16 protein-coding genes are annotated in these 15423 nt (G+C 59.2%); 10 read left to right on the forward strand and 6 right to left on the reverse strand.

Annotated features, from left to right (window positions below):
• Positions 1-178 precede the first annotated feature (178 nt).
• The gene (locus ACLEXF_RS11440) at positions 179-997 is read left to right on the forward strand and encodes a pyridoxal phosphatase (protein WP_004886041.1); all 819 of its coding nucleotides are present in this window, start codon (positions 179-181) and stop codon (positions 995-997) included.
• Here ACLEXF_RS11440 and modC read toward each other — a convergent pair whose 3' ends face one another.
• From modC to ACLEXF_RS11460, 4 genes are all read right to left on the reverse strand, one after another.
• Positions 998-2056 (reverse strand): molybdenum ABC transporter ATP-binding protein ModC, encoded by a 1059-nt coding sequence (gene modC / locus ACLEXF_RS11445; RefSeq protein WP_080837405.1) that lies wholly within the window; start codon positions 2054-2056, stop codon positions 998-1000.
• A gap of 2 nt (positions 2057-2058) precedes the next feature.
• Positions 2059-2748 (reverse strand): molybdate ABC transporter permease subunit, encoded by a 690-nt coding sequence (gene modB, locus ACLEXF_RS11450; RefSeq protein WP_080837401.1) that lies wholly within the window; start codon positions 2746-2748, stop codon positions 2059-2061.
• Complete coding sequence (modA, locus tag ACLEXF_RS11455; protein ID WP_114505808.1) at positions 2748-3521, reverse strand: molybdate ABC transporter substrate-binding protein; 774 nt, start codon at positions 3519-3521, stop codon at positions 2748-2750. The genes modB and modA overlap by 1 nt, the downstream gene beginning before the upstream one ends.
• Before the next feature lie 142 nt (positions 3522-3663).
• On the reverse strand, positions 3664-3813 hold the full coding sequence (locus tag ACLEXF_RS11460; protein ID WP_002895156.1) for an AcrZ family multidrug efflux pump-associated protein: 150 nt from the start codon (positions 3811-3813) through the stop codon (positions 3664-3666).
• A 153-nt stretch (positions 3814-3966) separates the two neighbouring features.
• Here ACLEXF_RS11460 and modE point away from each other — a divergent pair, with 153 nt between their 5' ends.
• From modE to gpmA, 7 genes are all read left to right on the forward strand, one after another.
• The gene (gene modE, locus ACLEXF_RS11465) at positions 3967-4755 is read left to right on the forward strand and encodes a molybdenum-dependent transcriptional regulator (protein WP_004886029.1); all 789 of its coding nucleotides are present in this window, start codon (positions 3967-3969) and stop codon (positions 4753-4755) included.
• A 67-nt stretch (positions 4756-4822) separates the two neighbouring features.
• Entirely contained in the window at positions 4823-6295 is a 1473-nt protein-coding gene (gene modF, locus ACLEXF_RS11470; RefSeq protein WP_114505807.1) for a molybdate ABC transporter ATP-binding protein ModF, read from the forward strand.
• A gap of 209 nt (positions 6296-6504) precedes the next feature.
• A complete protein-coding gene (gene galE, locus ACLEXF_RS11475) occupies positions 6505-7521 on the forward strand; it encodes a UDP-glucose 4-epimerase GalE (protein ID WP_017899610.1) in 1017 nt (338 codons plus the stop codon).
• A gap of 9 nt (positions 7522-7530) precedes the next feature.
• Positions 7531-8577 (forward strand): galactose-1-phosphate uridylyltransferase, encoded by a 1047-nt coding sequence (gene galT / locus ACLEXF_RS11480; RefSeq protein ID WP_004886023.1) that lies wholly within the window; start codon positions 7531-7533, stop codon positions 8575-8577.
• A 2-nt stretch (positions 8578-8579) separates the two neighbouring features.
• Positions 8580-9728, forward strand: a complete 1149-nt coding sequence (galK, locus tag ACLEXF_RS11485) for a galactokinase (RefSeq protein WP_043521777.1) — start codon at positions 8580-8582, stop codon at positions 9726-9728.
• Entirely contained in the window at positions 9722-10765 is a 1044-nt protein-coding gene (galM, locus tag ACLEXF_RS11490) for a galactose-1-epimerase (RefSeq protein WP_114505806.1), read from the forward strand. Before galK ends, galM begins: the two co-directional genes overlap by 7 nt.
• Before the next feature lie 290 nt (positions 10766-11055).
• Positions 11056-11808 carry a 2,3-diphosphoglycerate-dependent phosphoglycerate mutase gene (gene gpmA / locus ACLEXF_RS11495; protein ID WP_002895089.1) on the forward strand — a complete coding sequence of 251 codons (753 nt, stop codon included), beginning with the start codon at positions 11056-11058 and terminating at the stop codon, positions 11806-11808.
• A 72-nt stretch (positions 11809-11880) separates the two neighbouring features.
• On the opposite strand, the gene aroG is transcribed toward gpmA, so the two are convergent.
• Entirely contained in the window at positions 11881-12933 is a 1053-nt protein-coding gene (gene aroG / locus ACLEXF_RS11500) for a 3-deoxy-7-phosphoheptulonate synthase AroG (protein WP_049004307.1), read from the reverse strand.
• Between the two features lie 316 nt (positions 12934-13249).
• Here aroG and ACLEXF_RS11505 point away from each other — a divergent pair, with 316 nt between their 5' ends.
• Together ACLEXF_RS11505 and zitB are read left to right on the forward strand one after the other, a co-directional pair.
• Entirely contained in the window at positions 13250-13627 is a 378-nt protein-coding gene (locus ACLEXF_RS11505) for a YbgS-like family protein (protein WP_017899606.1), read from the forward strand.
• Positions 13628-13745: 118 nt separating this feature from the next.
• Complete coding sequence (gene zitB, locus ACLEXF_RS11510) at positions 13746-14690, forward strand: CDF family zinc transporter ZitB (protein ID WP_048294396.1); 945 nt, start codon at positions 13746-13748, stop codon at positions 14688-14690.
• On the opposite strand, the gene pnuC is transcribed toward zitB, so the two are convergent.
• Positions 14687-15406, reverse strand: coding sequence for a nicotinamide riboside transporter PnuC (gene pnuC, locus ACLEXF_RS11515; RefSeq protein ID WP_407259883.1), 720 nt, complete (start codon positions 15404-15406; stop codon positions 14687-14689). The two genes, zitB and pnuC, sit on opposite strands and share 4 nt — an antisense overlap.
• Between the last annotated feature and the right edge of the window lie 17 nt (positions 15407-15423).

Here is a 15423-nt window from a genome sequence, read left to right on the forward strand (position 1 = left end):
GCACCCTGAAAATTATAAGACATCCGCCCATGATACTCGCATCGCCGACCGAATTACCGACGGAAGGCGGCACAAAGGGCATACAGACATTCACGGCAGATGTGGAAAAATTGGTCCTGACGCCACGGCGGTGTACCATCATGGCCAGGTACTTTTCAACATCAACCGGAAATAACACATGACAACACGCGTGATTGCCCTGGATTTAGACGGCACCCTGCTTACCAGCAAAAAAACCATCCTGCCCGCTTCGCTGGAAGCGCTGGCCCGCGCCAGAGAGGCGGGCTACCAGGTGATCGTCGTTACCGGACGTCATCACGTCGCTATTCATCCTTTTTATCAGGCACTGGCCCTCGATACACCTGCAATTTGTTGTAATGGCACTTATTTGTATGATTATCACGCAAAAAAGGTTTTGGCGGCCGATCCTATGTCGGTGGAACACGCGGTAAGCCTCACCGCCATGCTCGCCGAACAGCAGATCCACGGTCTGGCCTATGTGGATGACGCGATGCTTTACGAACAGCCCACCGGGCATGTGATCCGCACCCGCAACTGGGCGCAGGCGCTACCGGAGGATCAGCGCCCGGTCTTCAGCCAGGTCGACTCGCTGGCGCAGGCGGTCCGCGAGGTCAAGGCGGTATGGAAATTCGCCCTCACCGACGATGACATTCCCCGTCTGCAGCGCTTTGCGCAGGAGGTCGGCGAGACGCTGGGCCTGGCGTGCGAATGGTCGTGGCACGACCAGGTGGATATTGCCCGCGCCGGCAACAGCAAAGGCAAACGCCTGGCGCAGTGGGTCGCTGACCAGGGGCTGTCGATGCAGAATGTGGTGGCCTTCGGCGATAACTACAACGATCTGAGTATGCTGGAAGCAGCAGGCACCGGGGTGGCGATGGGCAATGCGGTGGACGAGGTCAAAGCCCGCGCCAACGTGGTCATCGGGGACAATGAGTCCGCCAGCATCGCCGAGTTTATCTACCGTCAGCTGCTGTGATCAGGCGGCGATCGACACGCTTTTGATCTGGGCAAACACCTGCTGGCCTGGCGCTATCGCCAGGTCATCCCGCGCCCACGGGCTGATTCGAGCCCACAGAGGATGGCCGCTCACCCTGAGCTGAACCTCGATCTGTCCGTTGACCTCCAGACACTGAACCACCTCGGCGCGCAAGATGTTGCGGATGCTGGTGGCGGACGGTTGGGCCAGCACCAGCGAAACATCCGACGCCTGAATGCGGATCCGCGCGGTATCACCTGCGGGACGTTCGAGCCGGTTGACCCACAGCATTTGATCCCCCAGCGTCAGCGCGGTCATCGCGTACTGCGGATGCTGCGCGGCGATGGTGGCGCTGAGGATCGTACTCTGCTGTTCCGCCGGCAACCAGGGGTGCATCACGCTGCTGCTCCAGACCTCCTCCAGCGGACCGAAAGCCTTCACCTTACCGGCCTCCAGCACCAGCACGCGATCGGCCAGATGCTGGATCTCGTCCAGCGAGTGGCTGACGTAAAGCATCGGAATATGGATCTCCTGTGCCAGTCGCTGCAAATAGGGCAACAGTTCGCGTTTGCGCGGAATATCCAGCGAGGCCAGCGGCTCGTCCAGCAGCAGCAGCTCCGGCGCGGTCAGCAAAGCGCGGCCGATGGCTACACGCTGCTTTTCGCCGCCGGATAACCGGCCAGGCAGGCGATCCAGCAAGGGAGCGATCCCCAGCAGCTCCACCAGCTTATCGAACTGGCTGACCATGGATTTCGCCATGCCGTACTGTAGATTGCCGCGCACTTTATAGTGGGGAAACAGGCGCGCATCCTGAAAGACATAGCCGATCCGCCGCTGCTCCGGCGCCAGGTAGATACGCTGCGCGGTGTCGTTCAGCACCCTGCCGTTGAGCACGATCCGCCCCGCCTGCGGCCGGGTCAGGCCGCTGATAGCGTTGATCAACGACGTTTTCCCGGCGCCGGAGACGCCAAAGATGGCGGTGATCCCGCTGCTGGGCAGCGTTTCACGGATCTGCAGACAGTGGCTGCCGAGGGTCTGGGTAAAGTCCAGCTCCAGCATCATTATCCTCCTATGCGCTGGCGGCTCACGCGGGCCAGCCATTCTGATATCAAGAGCGAGACCAGCGCCAGGCCGATAGCGATGAGGCACAGACGAGCCGCCGCCCCCTCCCCGCCCGGAGTCTGGATCAGGGTGTACATCGCCGAAGGCAGGGTACGCGTTTCGCCGGGAATATTGGAGACGAAGGTGATGGTCGCGCCAAATTCCCCTAACGAGCGGGCGAAGGCCAGCACCGTGCCAACAATAATTCCCGGCAGAGTCAGCGGCAGCGTAATGGTGCAAAATACCCGCCAGCGGCTGGCCCCGAGGGTTCTCGCCGCCTGCTCCAGTTTGATGTCCACCCCCTCCAGCGCCAGGCGGATGGCGCGCACCATCAGCGGGAAAGACATCACCGCCGCCGCCAGCACCGCCCCGCGCCAGCTGAAGGCAAAGCTGATGCCGAACCAGTCATACAGCCAGCTGCCAATAAACCCGCGCCGCCCCATGGCCACCAGCAGCAGATATCCCACCACCACCGGCGGCAGCACCAGCGGCAGATGGAGAAGGCTGTCGAGCAGCGCCTTGCCGGGGAAGGTGCGCCTGACCAGCAGCCAGGAAAAAAAGATGCCAAAGGGCAGGCTCAAGGCCACCGCCAGGGAGGAGACTTTCAGGCTCAGCAGCACCGCCTGCCATTCGGGTTCGCTCAGAAACATCAGCGGGTGGTAAATCCGTAACGTTGGAAAATCGCGGACGCTTCAGGCCCTTTCAGGTAGTCATAGAAAGCGCTCACGGCCGCATTGCGGTGGCCATCGACAATCGCCAGCGGGTATTCGACTTTCTGATGCGACGCCTCCGGGAAGGTGCCCACCACTTTCACCCCTTTGCTGGCCACGGCATCCGATCCGTAGACGATGCCCAACGGCGCTTCGCTACGCTCCACCAGCGCCAGCGCGCCGCGCACGTCTTCCGCCGGCGCAAGCTTCGGCGACAGGGTCTCCCAGGCGCCCAGTTTCTGCAGCGCTTCTTTGGCGTAGATCCCTGCCGGAACGTGCTGCGGATCGCCCACCGCCAGACGGCCCCCTTTCAGCAGGCTGGTCCAGTCGGTTTTCTCATTAATGGTAATCGCACCCTGCGCGCTGGCTTTCGGCGCCACCACCACCAGGCTGTTGCCAAGCAGGGTGGCGCGGGTCGCCGGATCGATGGCCTTTTTGTCAGCCGCGTAGTCCATCCACTTTTGATCGGCGGAGATAAACAGATCCGCCGGGGCGCCTGCTTCAATCTGCCGCGCCAGCGTCGACGACGAGGCAAACGACGAGACGACCTCGACGTTTTTCTCTTTCTTATACGCCTGGGCGATATCCTGCATCGCGTTGGTTAACGATGCGGCGGCGAAAACGGTCACTTTCCCCTCTGCCGCCAGCGCCTGACCCGCGACGCACAGCGTGAGTGATACCCCGATAACCCCGCGTAACCAAGAACCTGCCATCTGAATCTCCTGTCAATGCGTTATGTATTCGACAATATAACGATATGCAGAGCATTTTTATAGTGACACAGGACAATAAAACGAAGGGAAATGATACAGGAGGGAAATAGCACAGCGCCCGGTTAAACCGGGCGCCGGGAAATCAATGATTTTGCTGGCTGCGATCTTTGTGGCCTACGCCGGAGAAGAGGTTGAACACTTCGCCAAGACCGTAAATCAATCCCAGGATGACCGCCATCACCACCGGTACCATGATGACCGCAAAAACCAGACTTTTCAAAAGCTCTAACATGGTTCACTCCAGATAGTATGATTTGCTGATTGTAACGGTTTCAGCCGAAAAAACACGCCCCATTTGTGCGGTGGGTAATGACAAAACCGCGCACAGAGGTTTTGCAACTGGGTGACTATCGGTCACAATACGCTTTTTTGTCAGGAAACGATTATGCAGGCTGAAATTCTTCTCACCCTTAAGCTACAGCAGCGCCTGTTTGCCGACCCCCGGCGGATCGCCCTGCTCAAACAGATTGACCAGACCGGCTCGATAAGCCAGGGGGCGAAGCACGCGGGCATCAGCTATAAAAGCGCGTGGGATGCCATCAACGAGATGAACCAGCTCAGCGAACAGCCGCTGGTGGATCGCGCCACCGGCGGCAAAGGCGGCGGCGGCGCGGTGCTGACCCGCTACGGGCAGCGTCTGATCCAACTGTACGATCTGCTGGCGCAGATCCAGCAGAAAGCGTTTGATGTGCTCAGCGATGACGACGCCCTGCCGCTGGACAGCCTGCTGGCGGCCATCTCGCGCTTTTCCCTGCAGACCAGCGCCCGCAACCAGTGGTTCGGCACCATTACCGGCCGCGATCGCCAGCAGGTGCAGCAGCACGTTGAGGTGCTGCTGGCCGACGGTCAGACCCGCCTGAACGTCGCCATTACCGCCCAGAGCGCTGAAAAGCTGGGGCTCGATGAGGGCCAGGAGGTGCTGGTTCTGTTGAAAGCGCCCTGGGTCGGCATCACCCTCGACCCGGCGGTGGCCCGCCAGGCCGAAAACCAGCTGTCGGGTCGTATCAGCCATATCGAATGCGGCTCCGGGCAGTGCGAAGTGCTGATGACCCTCGCGGACGGCCAGACCCTGTGCGCCACTCTGCCGCAGGCGCAGACGTCTGGCCTGACGGAAGGGACGGAGGCGATCGCTTACTTCAACGCCGATCGCATCATTCTCGCGACGTTATGCTGACCCCATTGACATTGCGCGCCTGAAGTCGTATCCCTGATGCACATCGCTGCAAAAAATGGGATACATCATGTCATCATTGCAAATTTCGCAAGGCACGTTTCGCCTGAGCGATACAAAAACCTTAAAAATAGACCACCTGAGCGTGGCGGCGGGTGAAAGCTGGGCGTTCGTCGGCAGCAACGGCAGCGGCAAATCCGCCCTCGCGCGAGCCCTGGCCGGTGACCTGACCCTGCTCAGCGGTCAGCGCGAAAGCCACTTCTCCCGCGTAACACGTCTCTCCTTCGAACAGCTGCAGAAGCTGGTCAGCGACGAGTGGCAGCGCAATAACACCGACCTGCTCAGCCCCGGAGAAGAAGATACCGGCCGCACCACTGCGGAGATTATTCAGGACGAGGTGAAAGATCCTGCCCGCTGCGCGCAGCTTGCCGAACAGTTTGCCATCAGCGCCCTGTTGGACCGCCGCTTTAAGTATCTGTCCACTGGCGAAACGCGTAAGACCCTGCTGTGCCAGGCCCTGATGACCGATCCGCAACTGTTGATCCTCGACGAACCTTTCGACGGCCTCGACGTCAACTCCCGCCAGCAGCTGGCTGCCCTGCTGGCCGACCTGCATCGCGCCGGCCTCACCCTGGTGCTGGTCCTCAACCGCTTCGATGAGATCCCGGAGTTTGTGCAATACGCCGGCGTGCTGGCTGATTGCCTCCTCAGCGAGACCGGCGAGAAGCGCGCTCTTCTGCAGCAGGCGCTGGTCGCTCAGCTGGCGCACAGTGAAAAACTGGACGGCATCACCCTACCGGAGCCAGATGTACCACCAGCCCGTCATGCGCTGGCAGACTCGGCGCCGCGTATCGTGCTCAATGACGGCGTGGTCTCCTACAACGATCGTCCGGTCATCAACCATCTCTCATGGACCGTGAGCCCGGGCGAACACTGGCAGATCGTCGGCCCCAACGGCGCCGGTAAATCCACGCTGCTGAGCCTTATCACCGGCGATCATCCGCAGGGCTACAGCAACGATCTCACCCTCTTTGGCCGCCGCCGCGGCAGCGGCGAGACCATCTGGGATATTAAAAAGCATATCGGCTACGTCAGCAGCAGCCTGCATCTGGACTACCGGGTCAGCACCAACGTCCGCAACGTTATTCTGTCGGGCTATTTTGACTCGATCGGCATTTATCAGGCGGTGTCCGATAAACAGCATAAGCTGGTGCAGCAATGGCTGGATATTCTCGGCATCGATAAGCGCACCGCCGACGCGCCGTTTCAGAGCCTGTCGTGGGGCCAGCAGCGGCTGGCGCTTATCGTTCGCGCGCTGGTCAAGCATCCAACCCTGCTGATCCTCGATGAACCGCTGCAGGGGCTGGATCCCCTCAATCGCCAGCTGGTACGCCGCTTTGTCGACGTCCTGATTGGCGAAGGCGCCACGCAGCTGCTGTTTGTCTCGCACCATGCGGAAGATGCCCCGGACTGTATTACCCATCGCCTGGTATTCGTTCCCAGTGGAGACGGTTACACTTATCAGCTCGGCCCCGTGGCCTGACGCCTCCTGCCGGGGATCGAAAGATCCCTGGTATTTTTCAGAAAAATAGCGCCAACCTCATATAACCAATTGTATATAAAACAAAATAAATTAAATGATGTCGTTTCACCCTCAAGTGTAAACGATTTCACTAACTTGTTCTGTGTCACACTTTTCACTTCTTTGATATGCTATCTTCCTCATACACGATAAGCCGAATGGAGCGAATCATGAAAGTTCTGGTTACAGGTGGTAGCGGTTACATTGGAAGTCATACCTGCGTTCAACTGCTGCTGCAGGGGCATGAGGTGGTGATCCTCGACAATCTCTGCAACAGCAAGCGCAGCGTACTGCCGGTGATTGAGCGTCTCGGCGGCAAAAAAGCCACCTTTATTGAAGGCGATATTCGTAATGAAGCGCTGATGACCGAGATCCTCCACGACCACGCCATTGAAGCGGTGATCCACTTCGCCGGGCTGAAGGCCGTCGGGGAGTCCGTCGCCAAACCGCTGGAATATTACGACAATAACGTCACCGGCACACTGAAATTAGTCTCCGCCATGCGCGCCGCGGGCGTGAAGAACTTCATCTTTAGCTCCTCCGCCACCGTCTACGGCGACCAGCCGAAAATCCCGTATGTCGAAAGCTTCCCGACCGGCACCCCGCAAAGCCCCTACGGTAAAAGCAAACTGATGGTGGAGCAGATCCTGACCGACCTGCAGAAAGCCCAGCCGGAGTGGAGCATTGCCCTGCTGCGCTACTTCAACCCGGTCGGCGCCCATCCGTCGGGCGACATGGGTGAAGACCCGCAGGGGATCCCGAATAACCTGATGCCCTACATCGCCCAGGTCGCCGTTGGCCGTCGCGAATCGCTGGCCGTGTTTGGTAACGACTACCCGACCGAAGATGGCACCGGCGTGCGCGATTATATCCACGTGATGGACCTCGCTGACGGTCACGTCGCGGCCATGGAAAAACTGGCTGACAAAGCCGGGGTTCATATCTACAACCTTGGCGCCGGCGTCGGCAGCAGCGTGCTCGACGTGGTCAATGCTTTCAGCAAAGCCTGCGGCAAACCGATTAACTACCATTTCGCGCCGCGCCGCGATGGCGACCTCCCGGCCTACTGGGCGGATGCCGCCAAGGCCGACCGCGAGCTGAACTGGCGCGTGACGCGCAACCTGGACGAAATGGCGCAGGACACCTGGCACTGGCAGTCCCGCCATCCGCAGGGTTATCCAGACTAAGGAACCTTCATGAGCGTATTTAACCCCGTTGACCATCCGCATCGTCGTTATAACCCGTTAACCGGGCAGTGGATTCTGGTTTCTCCGCATCGCGCCAAGCGCCCCTGGCAGGGGGCGCAGGAAACGCCGGCAAAACAGACCTTGCCGGCCCACGATCCGGACTGTTTCCTGTGCCCGGGCAACACCCGGGTCACCGGCGACACGAATCCGAATTACACCGGTACCTACGTGTTTACCAACGACTTTGCGGCCCTGATGACCGACACCCCGGACGCCCCGGAGAGTGACGATCCGCTGATGCGCTGTCAGAGCGCGCGCGGCACCAGTCGGGTGATCTGCTTCTCGCCAGACCACAGCAAAACGCTGCCGGAACTGAGCCTTGAAGCGCTGGAAGGCGTGGTTAAAGCGTGGCAGGAACAGACCGCGGACCTCGGGAAAAGCTACCCGTGGGTCCAGGTCTTTGAAAATAAAGGGGCAGCGATGGGCTGCTCCAACCCGCACCCGCATGGTCAGGTGTGGGCCAATAGCTTCCTGCCCAATGAAGCGGAACGGGAAGACCGTCTGCAGAAAGAATATTACGCCAGCCAGGGCCAGCCAATGCTGCTGGACTATGCCCGGCGCGAACTGGCCGACGGCAGCCGCACCGTGGTCGACACCGAGCACTGGCTGGCGGTCGTGCCCTACTGGGCCGCGTGGCCGTTTGAAACGCTGCTGCTGCCGAAAGCGCCCGTGCAGCGTATTACCGATTTAACCGACGCCCAGCGCAGCGATCTGGCGCTGGCGTTGAAAAAGCTGACCAGCCGTTACGACAACCTGTTCCAGTGCTCATTCCCCTACTCCATGGGCTGGCACGGCGCGCCGTTTAACGACGAAAACCATAACCACTGGCAGCTCCACGCCCACTTTTATCCGCCGCTGCTGCGATCCGCGACGGTCCGCAAGTTTATGGTTGGCTACGAAATGCTGGCCGAAACGCAGCGCGATCTGACCGCCGAGCAAGCTGCCGAACGACTGCGCGCCGTCAGCGACGTCCATTTTCGTGAATCCGGAGTGTAATGATGAGTCTGAAAGAGAAAACCCAAACCCTGTTTGCTGAGGCCTTCGGTTACCCGGCCAGCCATGTCATTCAGGCGCCAGGCCGCGTCAACCTGATCGGCGAGCATACCGATTACAACGACGGCTTTGTGCTGCCCTGCGCTATCGACTACCAGACGGTGATCAGCTGTGCGCCGCGCGACGATCGTACCGTGCGGGTGATTGCCGCCGATTACGACAATCAGAGCGATGAATTCTCTCTCGACGCGCCGATTATCAGCCACGACAGCCAGCAGTGGTCGAACTATGTCCGCGGCGTGGTGAAGCATCTGCAGCAGCGGAACAGCCACTTCGGCGGCGCGGATCTGGTGATCAGCGGCAATGTGCCGCAGGGCGCGGGCTTAAGCTCCTCAGCCTCGCTGGAGGTCGCCGTCGGCACCGTGTTCCAGCAGCTGTATCATCTGCCGCTGGACGGCGCGCAAATCGCCCTCAACGGCCAGGAGGCGGAAAACCAGTTCGTCGGCTGCAACTGCGGAATCATGGATCAGCTGATTTCGGCGCTGGGCAAAAAAGACCATGCGCTGCTGATCGACTGCCGTTCTCTGGGCACCAAAGCCGTCTCGATGCCGAAAGGCGTGGCGGTGGTGATCATCAACAGCAACTTTAAGCGCACCCTCGTCGGCAGCGAGTACAACACCCGTCGTGAACAGTGCGAGACCGGCGCGCGCTTCTTCCAGCAGCCCGCTCTGCGCGATGTCACCCTTGAGCAATTCAACGCCGTCGCCCATGAGCTGGATCCGGTGGTCGCGAAGCGGGTACGCCATGTGCTGACGGAGAATGCCCGCACCGTGGAAGCCGCCAGCGCCCTCGAAAAAGGCGACCTGAAGCGGATGGGCGAGCTGATGGCCGAATCCCACGCCTCGATGCGCGATGATTTCGAGATCACCGTCCCGCAGATCGACACCCTGGTGGAGATCGTCAAGGCTACAATCGGCGATAAAGGCGGCGTGCGCATGACCGGCGGCGGCTTTGGCGGCTGCGTGGTAGCGCTGGTCCCGGAAGATCTGGTCGATACCGTGCAGCAGGCCGTTGCCAACGAGTATGAAGCGAAAACCGGAATTAAAGAGACGTTCTATGTCTGCAAACCGTCACAGGGGGCTGGCCAATGGTAACGCAAACCACCGCGCTGGCGCCGGACGGCCAGCCCTGGCAGCAGGTAACCCTGCGCAATAAGGCGGGGATGACCGTCACCGTGGCGGACTGGGGCGCGACGCTGCTCAGCGCCGAGGTGCCGCTGGCCGATGGCAACCTGCGCCGCCCGCTGCTGGGCTGCGCCAGGCTGGAAGACTATACCCGCCAGGCCGCGTTTCTTGGCGCCTCGGTAGGCCGCTACGCCAACCGCATCGGCAATAGCCGCTTCCCGCTTGACGGCCAGCTCGTCAACGTCACGCCGTCAAACGACGCGGGCCACCAGCTCCACGGCGGCCCCGAAGGGTTTGATAAACGTCGCTGGCGCATCGTCCGCGCCGACGAGCAGGAAGTGCTCTTCGCCCTGACCTCGCCAGATGGCGATCAAGGCTTTCCCGGCACGCTGCAGGCTACCGCGCACTATCGTCTGACCGACGATAACCGCATCGCGATTACCTATCGCGCCACCGTGGATAAACCCTGCCCGGTGAACATGACCAATCACGTCTATTTCAACCTCGACGGTGACCAGGGCGACGTGCGCCAGCACCAGTTGCAGATCCTCGCCCAGAGGTATCTGCCGGTGGAAAGCGACGGTATCCCGGGTGGTGAACTCAAAGATGTTGCTAACACCAGCTTTGATTTCCGCCAGCCGAAAACCATCGCCGCCGACTTCCTCGCCGACGCCGATCAGCAAAAGGTGAAAGGATACGATCATGCCTTCCTGCTGGACGCCGGAGGCGACGCCAGTCAGCCTGCGGCGCAGGTCTGGTCGCAGGACGGTAAGCTGCAGATGACGGTCTATACCTCCGCTCCGGCGCTGCAGTTTTACTCCGGCAACTATCTCGGCGGCACCCCGTCGCAGACGACAGAGCCCTACGCCGACTGGCAGGGGCTGGCGCTGGAGAGCGAATTCCTCCCGGATTCGCCGAATCATCCGGAATGGCCGCAGCCGGACTGTGTGTTACGTCCGGGCCAGGAGTACGTCAGCCTGACGGAATATCAGTTTATCGCCCGATAATCGCCAGCGCCCTCCGCCGGGGGCGCTGCTTTTCGTCCCCGCCCTCCTCTCTGCCGCCTCTTTTTTCAGCAACCTGCTCTATTTTCCGTCACCAAAGGGCAAAAAAATAACCTGTGTTTTACAAGCACCTTACACTGAGCCACTATTTTCGCTATGGTTAGGGATAAGCATTGCCGTGAGCCAAATCACGGCAATATAATGAGAATAGTTATCAATCAATAACACATACACCAACATATTCAGCGCACCGTTCGCGGCGCGAGGGATGGCGTGTAGAGAGGAGTAAGAGAATGGCTGTAACTAAGCTGGTACTGGTTCGTCATGGCGAAAGCCAGTGGAACAACGAAAACCGCTTCACCGGTTGGTACGACGTTGATCTGTCCGAGAAAGGCGTTAGCGAAGCGAAAGCGGCAGGTAAACTGCTGAAGGCTGAAGGCTTCAGCTTTGATTTTGCTTATACCTCCGTGCTGAAACGTGCCATCCATACCCTGTGGAACGTACTGGACGAACTGGATCAGGCCTGGCTGCCGGTTGAGAAATCCTGGAAGCTGAACGAGCGTCATTACGGCGCGCTGCAGGGCCTGAACAAAGCGGAAACCGCTGAGAAATACGGTGACGAGCAGGTTAAACAGTGGCGTCGCGGCTTCGCTGTCACTCCGCCGGAGCTGACCAAAGACGACGAGCGCTACCCGGGTCACGACCCGCGCTATGCAAAACTGACCGACGCCGAACTGCCGACCACTGAAAGCCTGGCGCTGACCATCGACCGCGTCGTGCCTTACTGGAACGAAACCATTCTGCCGCGCCTGAAAAGCGGTGAGCGCGTGATCATCGCCGCTCACGGTAACTCCCTGCGCGCACTGGTGAAATACCTCGACAACATGGGCGAAGACGAGATCCTCGAACTGAACATCCCGACCGGCGTACCGCTGGTGTATGAGTTCGATGAAAACTTCAAGCCGATCAAACATTACTATCTGGGCAATGCGGAAGAGATCGCGGCGAAAGCGGCTGCCGTCGCCAACCAGGGTAAAGCGAAGTAATTTCCCCGGTCAAAACAAAAAAGCGTGGAAATCTCCACGCTTTTTTTATGACCTGCGCTAACGCAGAGTAGCTTAGCCGCGACGGGTTTTCACTGCTTCTGCCAGCTGACGCAGGATCGTGTCGGTATCCTCCCAGCCGATGCAGGCGTCGGTGACGCTCTTGCCGTAGGTCAGCGGTTCACCGCTCTCGAGGCTCTGGTTGCCTTCCACCAGATGGCTTTCAATCATCACGCCCATAATGGCGCGCTCGCCGCCGGCGATCTGCTGGCATACGTCGGCGCCCACTTCCATCTGCTTCTTGAACTGCTTGCTGGAGTTGGCATGGCTGAAATCGATCATCACCTGGGCCGGCAGGCCCGCTTTAGCCAGGCCGATCTTCACGTCCGCCACGTGCTTCGCGCTGTAGTTCGGCTCTTTGCCGCCGCGCAGAATAATATGGCAGTCGCCGTTGCCGCTGGTATTAACGATAGCGGAGTGGCCCCACTTGGTGACCGACAGGAAACAGTGCGGCGCGCCGGCGGCGTTAATCGCGTCGATAGCCACCTTGATGGTGCCATCGGTACCATTCTTAAAGCCCACCGGGCAGGAGAGCCCCGAGGCGAGCTCGCGGTGAACCTGAGATTCGGTGGTACGCGCCCCAATGGCGCCCCAGCTCATCAGATCGGCGACATATTGCGGGGTGATCATATCGAGGAATTCCCCCGCCGCCGGCAGACCGCTGTCGTTAATGTCCAGCAGCAGTTTGCGCGCAATGCGCAACCCGTCGTTGATGCGGAAGCTGTTATCCATATGGGGATCGTTGATAAGCCCTTTCCAGCCGACGGTGGTGCGCGGTTTCTCAAAATAGACGCGCATGACGATCTCGAGCTCGCCCTTCAACGCCTCGCGCAGGGTCAGCAGACGGGAAGCGTACTCTTTCGCCGCCGCCGGGTCGTGAATAGAACAAGGCCCAATCACCACCAGCAGGCGGTCATCATCGCCTTTGAGGATCTGGTGGATCGCTTTGCGAGCATGTGCAACGGTGTTTGCAGCATTTTCGGTAGCAGGGAATTTTTCCAGGAGCGCAACGGGAGGTAATAATTCGTTGATCTCTTTAATGCGTAAATCGTCGTTCTGATAATTCATCTTCTTTCCAGCGTTGCCATACTTATTCAATGAAATGCAATCCCTCCAATCTATCTCTTCGCTGAAATAGTGTAAACGTGATTTTACAGTAGTGATGGAATAATCCTGGAAATAGGCAAAAATACGCCATAAAGTAGCGAAAGCAGGCTCATGAACTACAATATTTAACTGTTAAAGCTAATTAAGTCTTACGTTTCAGGATTATATAGTGACACTGCGATCGTCTGCGGAGTCTTAAACCATAGCGAGTCAGATCCCTGGCACACTTACCGCTGGAGGCGTTTTTTACCGCTTCCCGACCCAACAGGAGTATCCGATGAATATGAAAAAACTGACGACCCTTTTGCTCACCGCCACCTTAAGTCTTGCCAGCGGCGCGGCCCTGGCGGCAGACACCGGCGCCCAGTCCAACAATGGCCAGGCCAACTCTTCCGCTGATGCCGGCCAGGTGGCGCCGGATGCCCGTGAAAACGTGGCGCCGAATAACGTGGATAATAGCCAAATTAACTCTGGCTCTGGCGGCACCATGCTTCATCCTGACGGCTCGACGATGAGCCAGGACAATATGTCGAGCGATGAGGTACATAAAAACTCGATGTGTAAAGACGGCCGCTGTCCGGATACCGGTAAGAAACTGGACAACGGCGACAGCATGAACCATGACAACAGCAAAACCGACGGCACCACCCAGTAATTGATGCGGTGAGTGCAAACAGAGAAAAGGCGAGCTGGGCTCGCCTTTTCTCTGTTTGTTATCGTTCTCTGTTTATGCTGTCATAGCGTGATAATGATAACTATCAAGGGACGACACCATGGCGCACTCGCATTCGCACTCCCCTGCCCAGGCTCCGGATAACGGCAACGCCCGCCGGCTGCTTTGGGCGTTCATCGTCACCGCCGGTTTTATGCTGATAGAAGCCATCGGCGGCGCGATCTCCGGCTCGCTGGCCCTGCTGGCGGATGCCGGCCATATGCTCACCGACTCCGCCGCCCTGCTGTTTGCGCTGCTGGCGGTTCGCTTCGCCAGCCGTCCCCCGAACGCCCGCCATACTTTTGGCTGGCTGCGTTTGACCACCCTGGCGGCGTTTCTCAATGCCATTGCTCTGGTGGTGATCACCATGCTGATTGTCTGGGAGGCCATTCAGCGCTTCCAGCATCCGCAGCCGGTTGCCGGGGTGACGATGATGGTCATTGCGGTCGCTGGCCTGCTGGCCAACGTGCTGGCGTTTTGGATCCTACATCGTGGCAGCGAAGAGCGGAATCTCAACGTGCGCGCCGCGGCGCTACACGTGCTCGGCGATCTGCTGGGTTCGGTTGGCGCGATTGTGGCCGCCGTGGTGATCCTCACCACCGGCTGGACGCCTGTCGATCCGATCCTTTCCGTGCTGGTTTCCTGCCTGGTGCTACGTAGCGCATGGCGGCTGCTGAAGGAGAGTCTGCATGAGCTGCTGGAAGGCGCACCGCGTTCGCTCGATGTGGCGGCCCTGCAGCGGGATATCCGCCGCTCTATCCCGGAGGTGCGCGATGTTCACCACGTTCACGTCTGGCTAGTGGGGGAAAAACCGGTGATGACGCTGCATGTGCAGGTGGTCCCGCCGCACGATCATGATGCGTTACTCAACCGCATCCTGCATTTCCTGGAACATAAATATGAAATTGAGCATGCCACGGTGCAGATGGAGTACCAGCCCTGCAGCGGCCCGGAGTGCCATCTCAACACGATGCACGCCGGGCACGATCATCACCACCATCATTAGCCAGAAAACGCGTGAGAACCTCGCTCACGCGCGCTGTTTATCCACATTCGGCTGCCGTTCAGCGCAATGAACGTCAGCAAGAGATATTCCAGCGACATAGCATAGACGCCCTGACGGGCAAAAATCACCACGCTTATGACGTTGACGATGACCCACAGCAGCCAGTTCTCAACGTATTTGCGGGTCATTAAGATCATCGCCACTACCGACAGCACCGTCATACAGGAGTCCCAGAACGGGAAGGCATCCGGCTGCAGTTCCGGCATCGTGACATGCAAACCAAGCGCTTGCATCAGGCTGACCGCGATTCGCGTCAGGAAGGCAAAAAACGGATTGATAAACAGGGTCAGCAAGCCGATCGCCACCACGCAGGCCGCCAGCCAGCCCAGGGCTTTACTGCGTGGTAGCCAGCGGATCTGCAGCTCGGCCTCATGATTGCTGCTTTGCCGCGACCAGGCATACCAGCCGTAAACGTTAGCGGCAAAGAAGAACAGCTGCAGCAACAGGCTGGCGTACAGCTGGATCTGAAAGAAGATGATGGCGAACAGCGTGACGTTGACCAGACCGAATGCATAGTTGCTGATCTTCTCCAGGCTCGCCAGCCAGATACACAGCAGCCCGGCGATGGTCCCCACGGCCTCTATCCAGGAGAGATCGTACCCCCCGGCGCCGATGGGTATATGTACTAAAATATTCTGCGTGCTAAAAAAATCCATTTCATCCCCTCAGCGTC

It is taken from the genome of Klebsiella pneumoniae complex sp. WS1778 (assembly GCF_049472055.1).
In the GTDB taxonomy this organism is placed as follows: domain Bacteria; phylum Pseudomonadota; class Gammaproteobacteria; order Enterobacterales; family Enterobacteriaceae; genus Klebsiella; species Klebsiella quasipneumoniae.

Excerpts from the sequence above, each read along its gene's own strand:
- ACLEXF_RS11440 (WP_004886041.1), top strand. The coding sequence starts at position 179 with ATGACAACACGCGTGATTGCCCTGGATTTAGACGGCACCCTGCTTACC.
- modC (WP_080837405.1), bottom strand. The coding sequence starts at position 2,056 with ATGCTGGAGCTGGACTTTACCCAGACCCTCGGCAGCCACTGTCTGCAG.
- modB (WP_080837401.1), bottom strand. The coding sequence starts at position 2,748 with ATGTTTCTGAGCGAACCCGAATGGCAGGCGGTGCTGCTGAGCCTGAAA.
- modA (WP_114505808.1), bottom strand. The coding sequence starts at position 3,521 with ATGGCAGGTTCTTGGTTACGCGGGGTTATCGGGGTATCACTCACGCTG.
- ACLEXF_RS11460 (WP_002895156.1), bottom strand. The coding sequence starts at position 3,813 with ATGTTAGAGCTTTTGAAAAGTCTGGTTTTTGCGGTCATCATGGTACCG.
- modE (WP_004886029.1), top strand. The coding sequence starts at position 3,967 with ATGCAGGCTGAAATTCTTCTCACCCTTAAGCTACAGCAGCGCCTGTTT.
- modF (WP_114505807.1), top strand. The coding sequence starts at position 4,823 with ATGTCATCATTGCAAATTTCGCAAGGCACGTTTCGCCTGAGCGATACA.
- galE (WP_017899610.1), top strand. The coding sequence starts at position 6,505 with ATGAAAGTTCTGGTTACAGGTGGTAGCGGTTACATTGGAAGTCATACC.
- galT (WP_004886023.1), top strand. The coding sequence starts at position 7,531 with ATGAGCGTATTTAACCCCGTTGACCATCCGCATCGTCGTTATAACCCG.
- galK (WP_043521777.1), top strand. The coding sequence starts at position 8,580 with ATGAGTCTGAAAGAGAAAACCCAAACCCTGTTTGCTGAGGCCTTCGGT.
- galM (WP_114505806.1), top strand. The coding sequence starts at position 9,722 with ATGGTAACGCAAACCACCGCGCTGGCGCCGGACGGCCAGCCCTGGCAG.
- gpmA (WP_002895089.1), top strand. The coding sequence starts at position 11,056 with ATGGCTGTAACTAAGCTGGTACTGGTTCGTCATGGCGAAAGCCAGTGG.
- aroG (WP_049004307.1), bottom strand. The coding sequence starts at position 12,933 with ATGAATTATCAGAACGACGATTTACGCATTAAAGAGATCAACGAATTA.
- ACLEXF_RS11505 (WP_017899606.1), top strand. The coding sequence starts at position 13,250 with ATGAATATGAAAAAACTGACGACCCTTTTGCTCACCGCCACCTTAAGT.
- zitB (WP_048294396.1), top strand. The coding sequence starts at position 13,746 with ATGGCGCACTCGCATTCGCACTCCCCTGCCCAGGCTCCGGATAACGGC.
- pnuC (WP_407259883.1), bottom strand. The coding sequence starts at position 15,406 with ATGGATTTTTTTAGCACGCAGAATATTTTAGTACATATACCCATCGGC.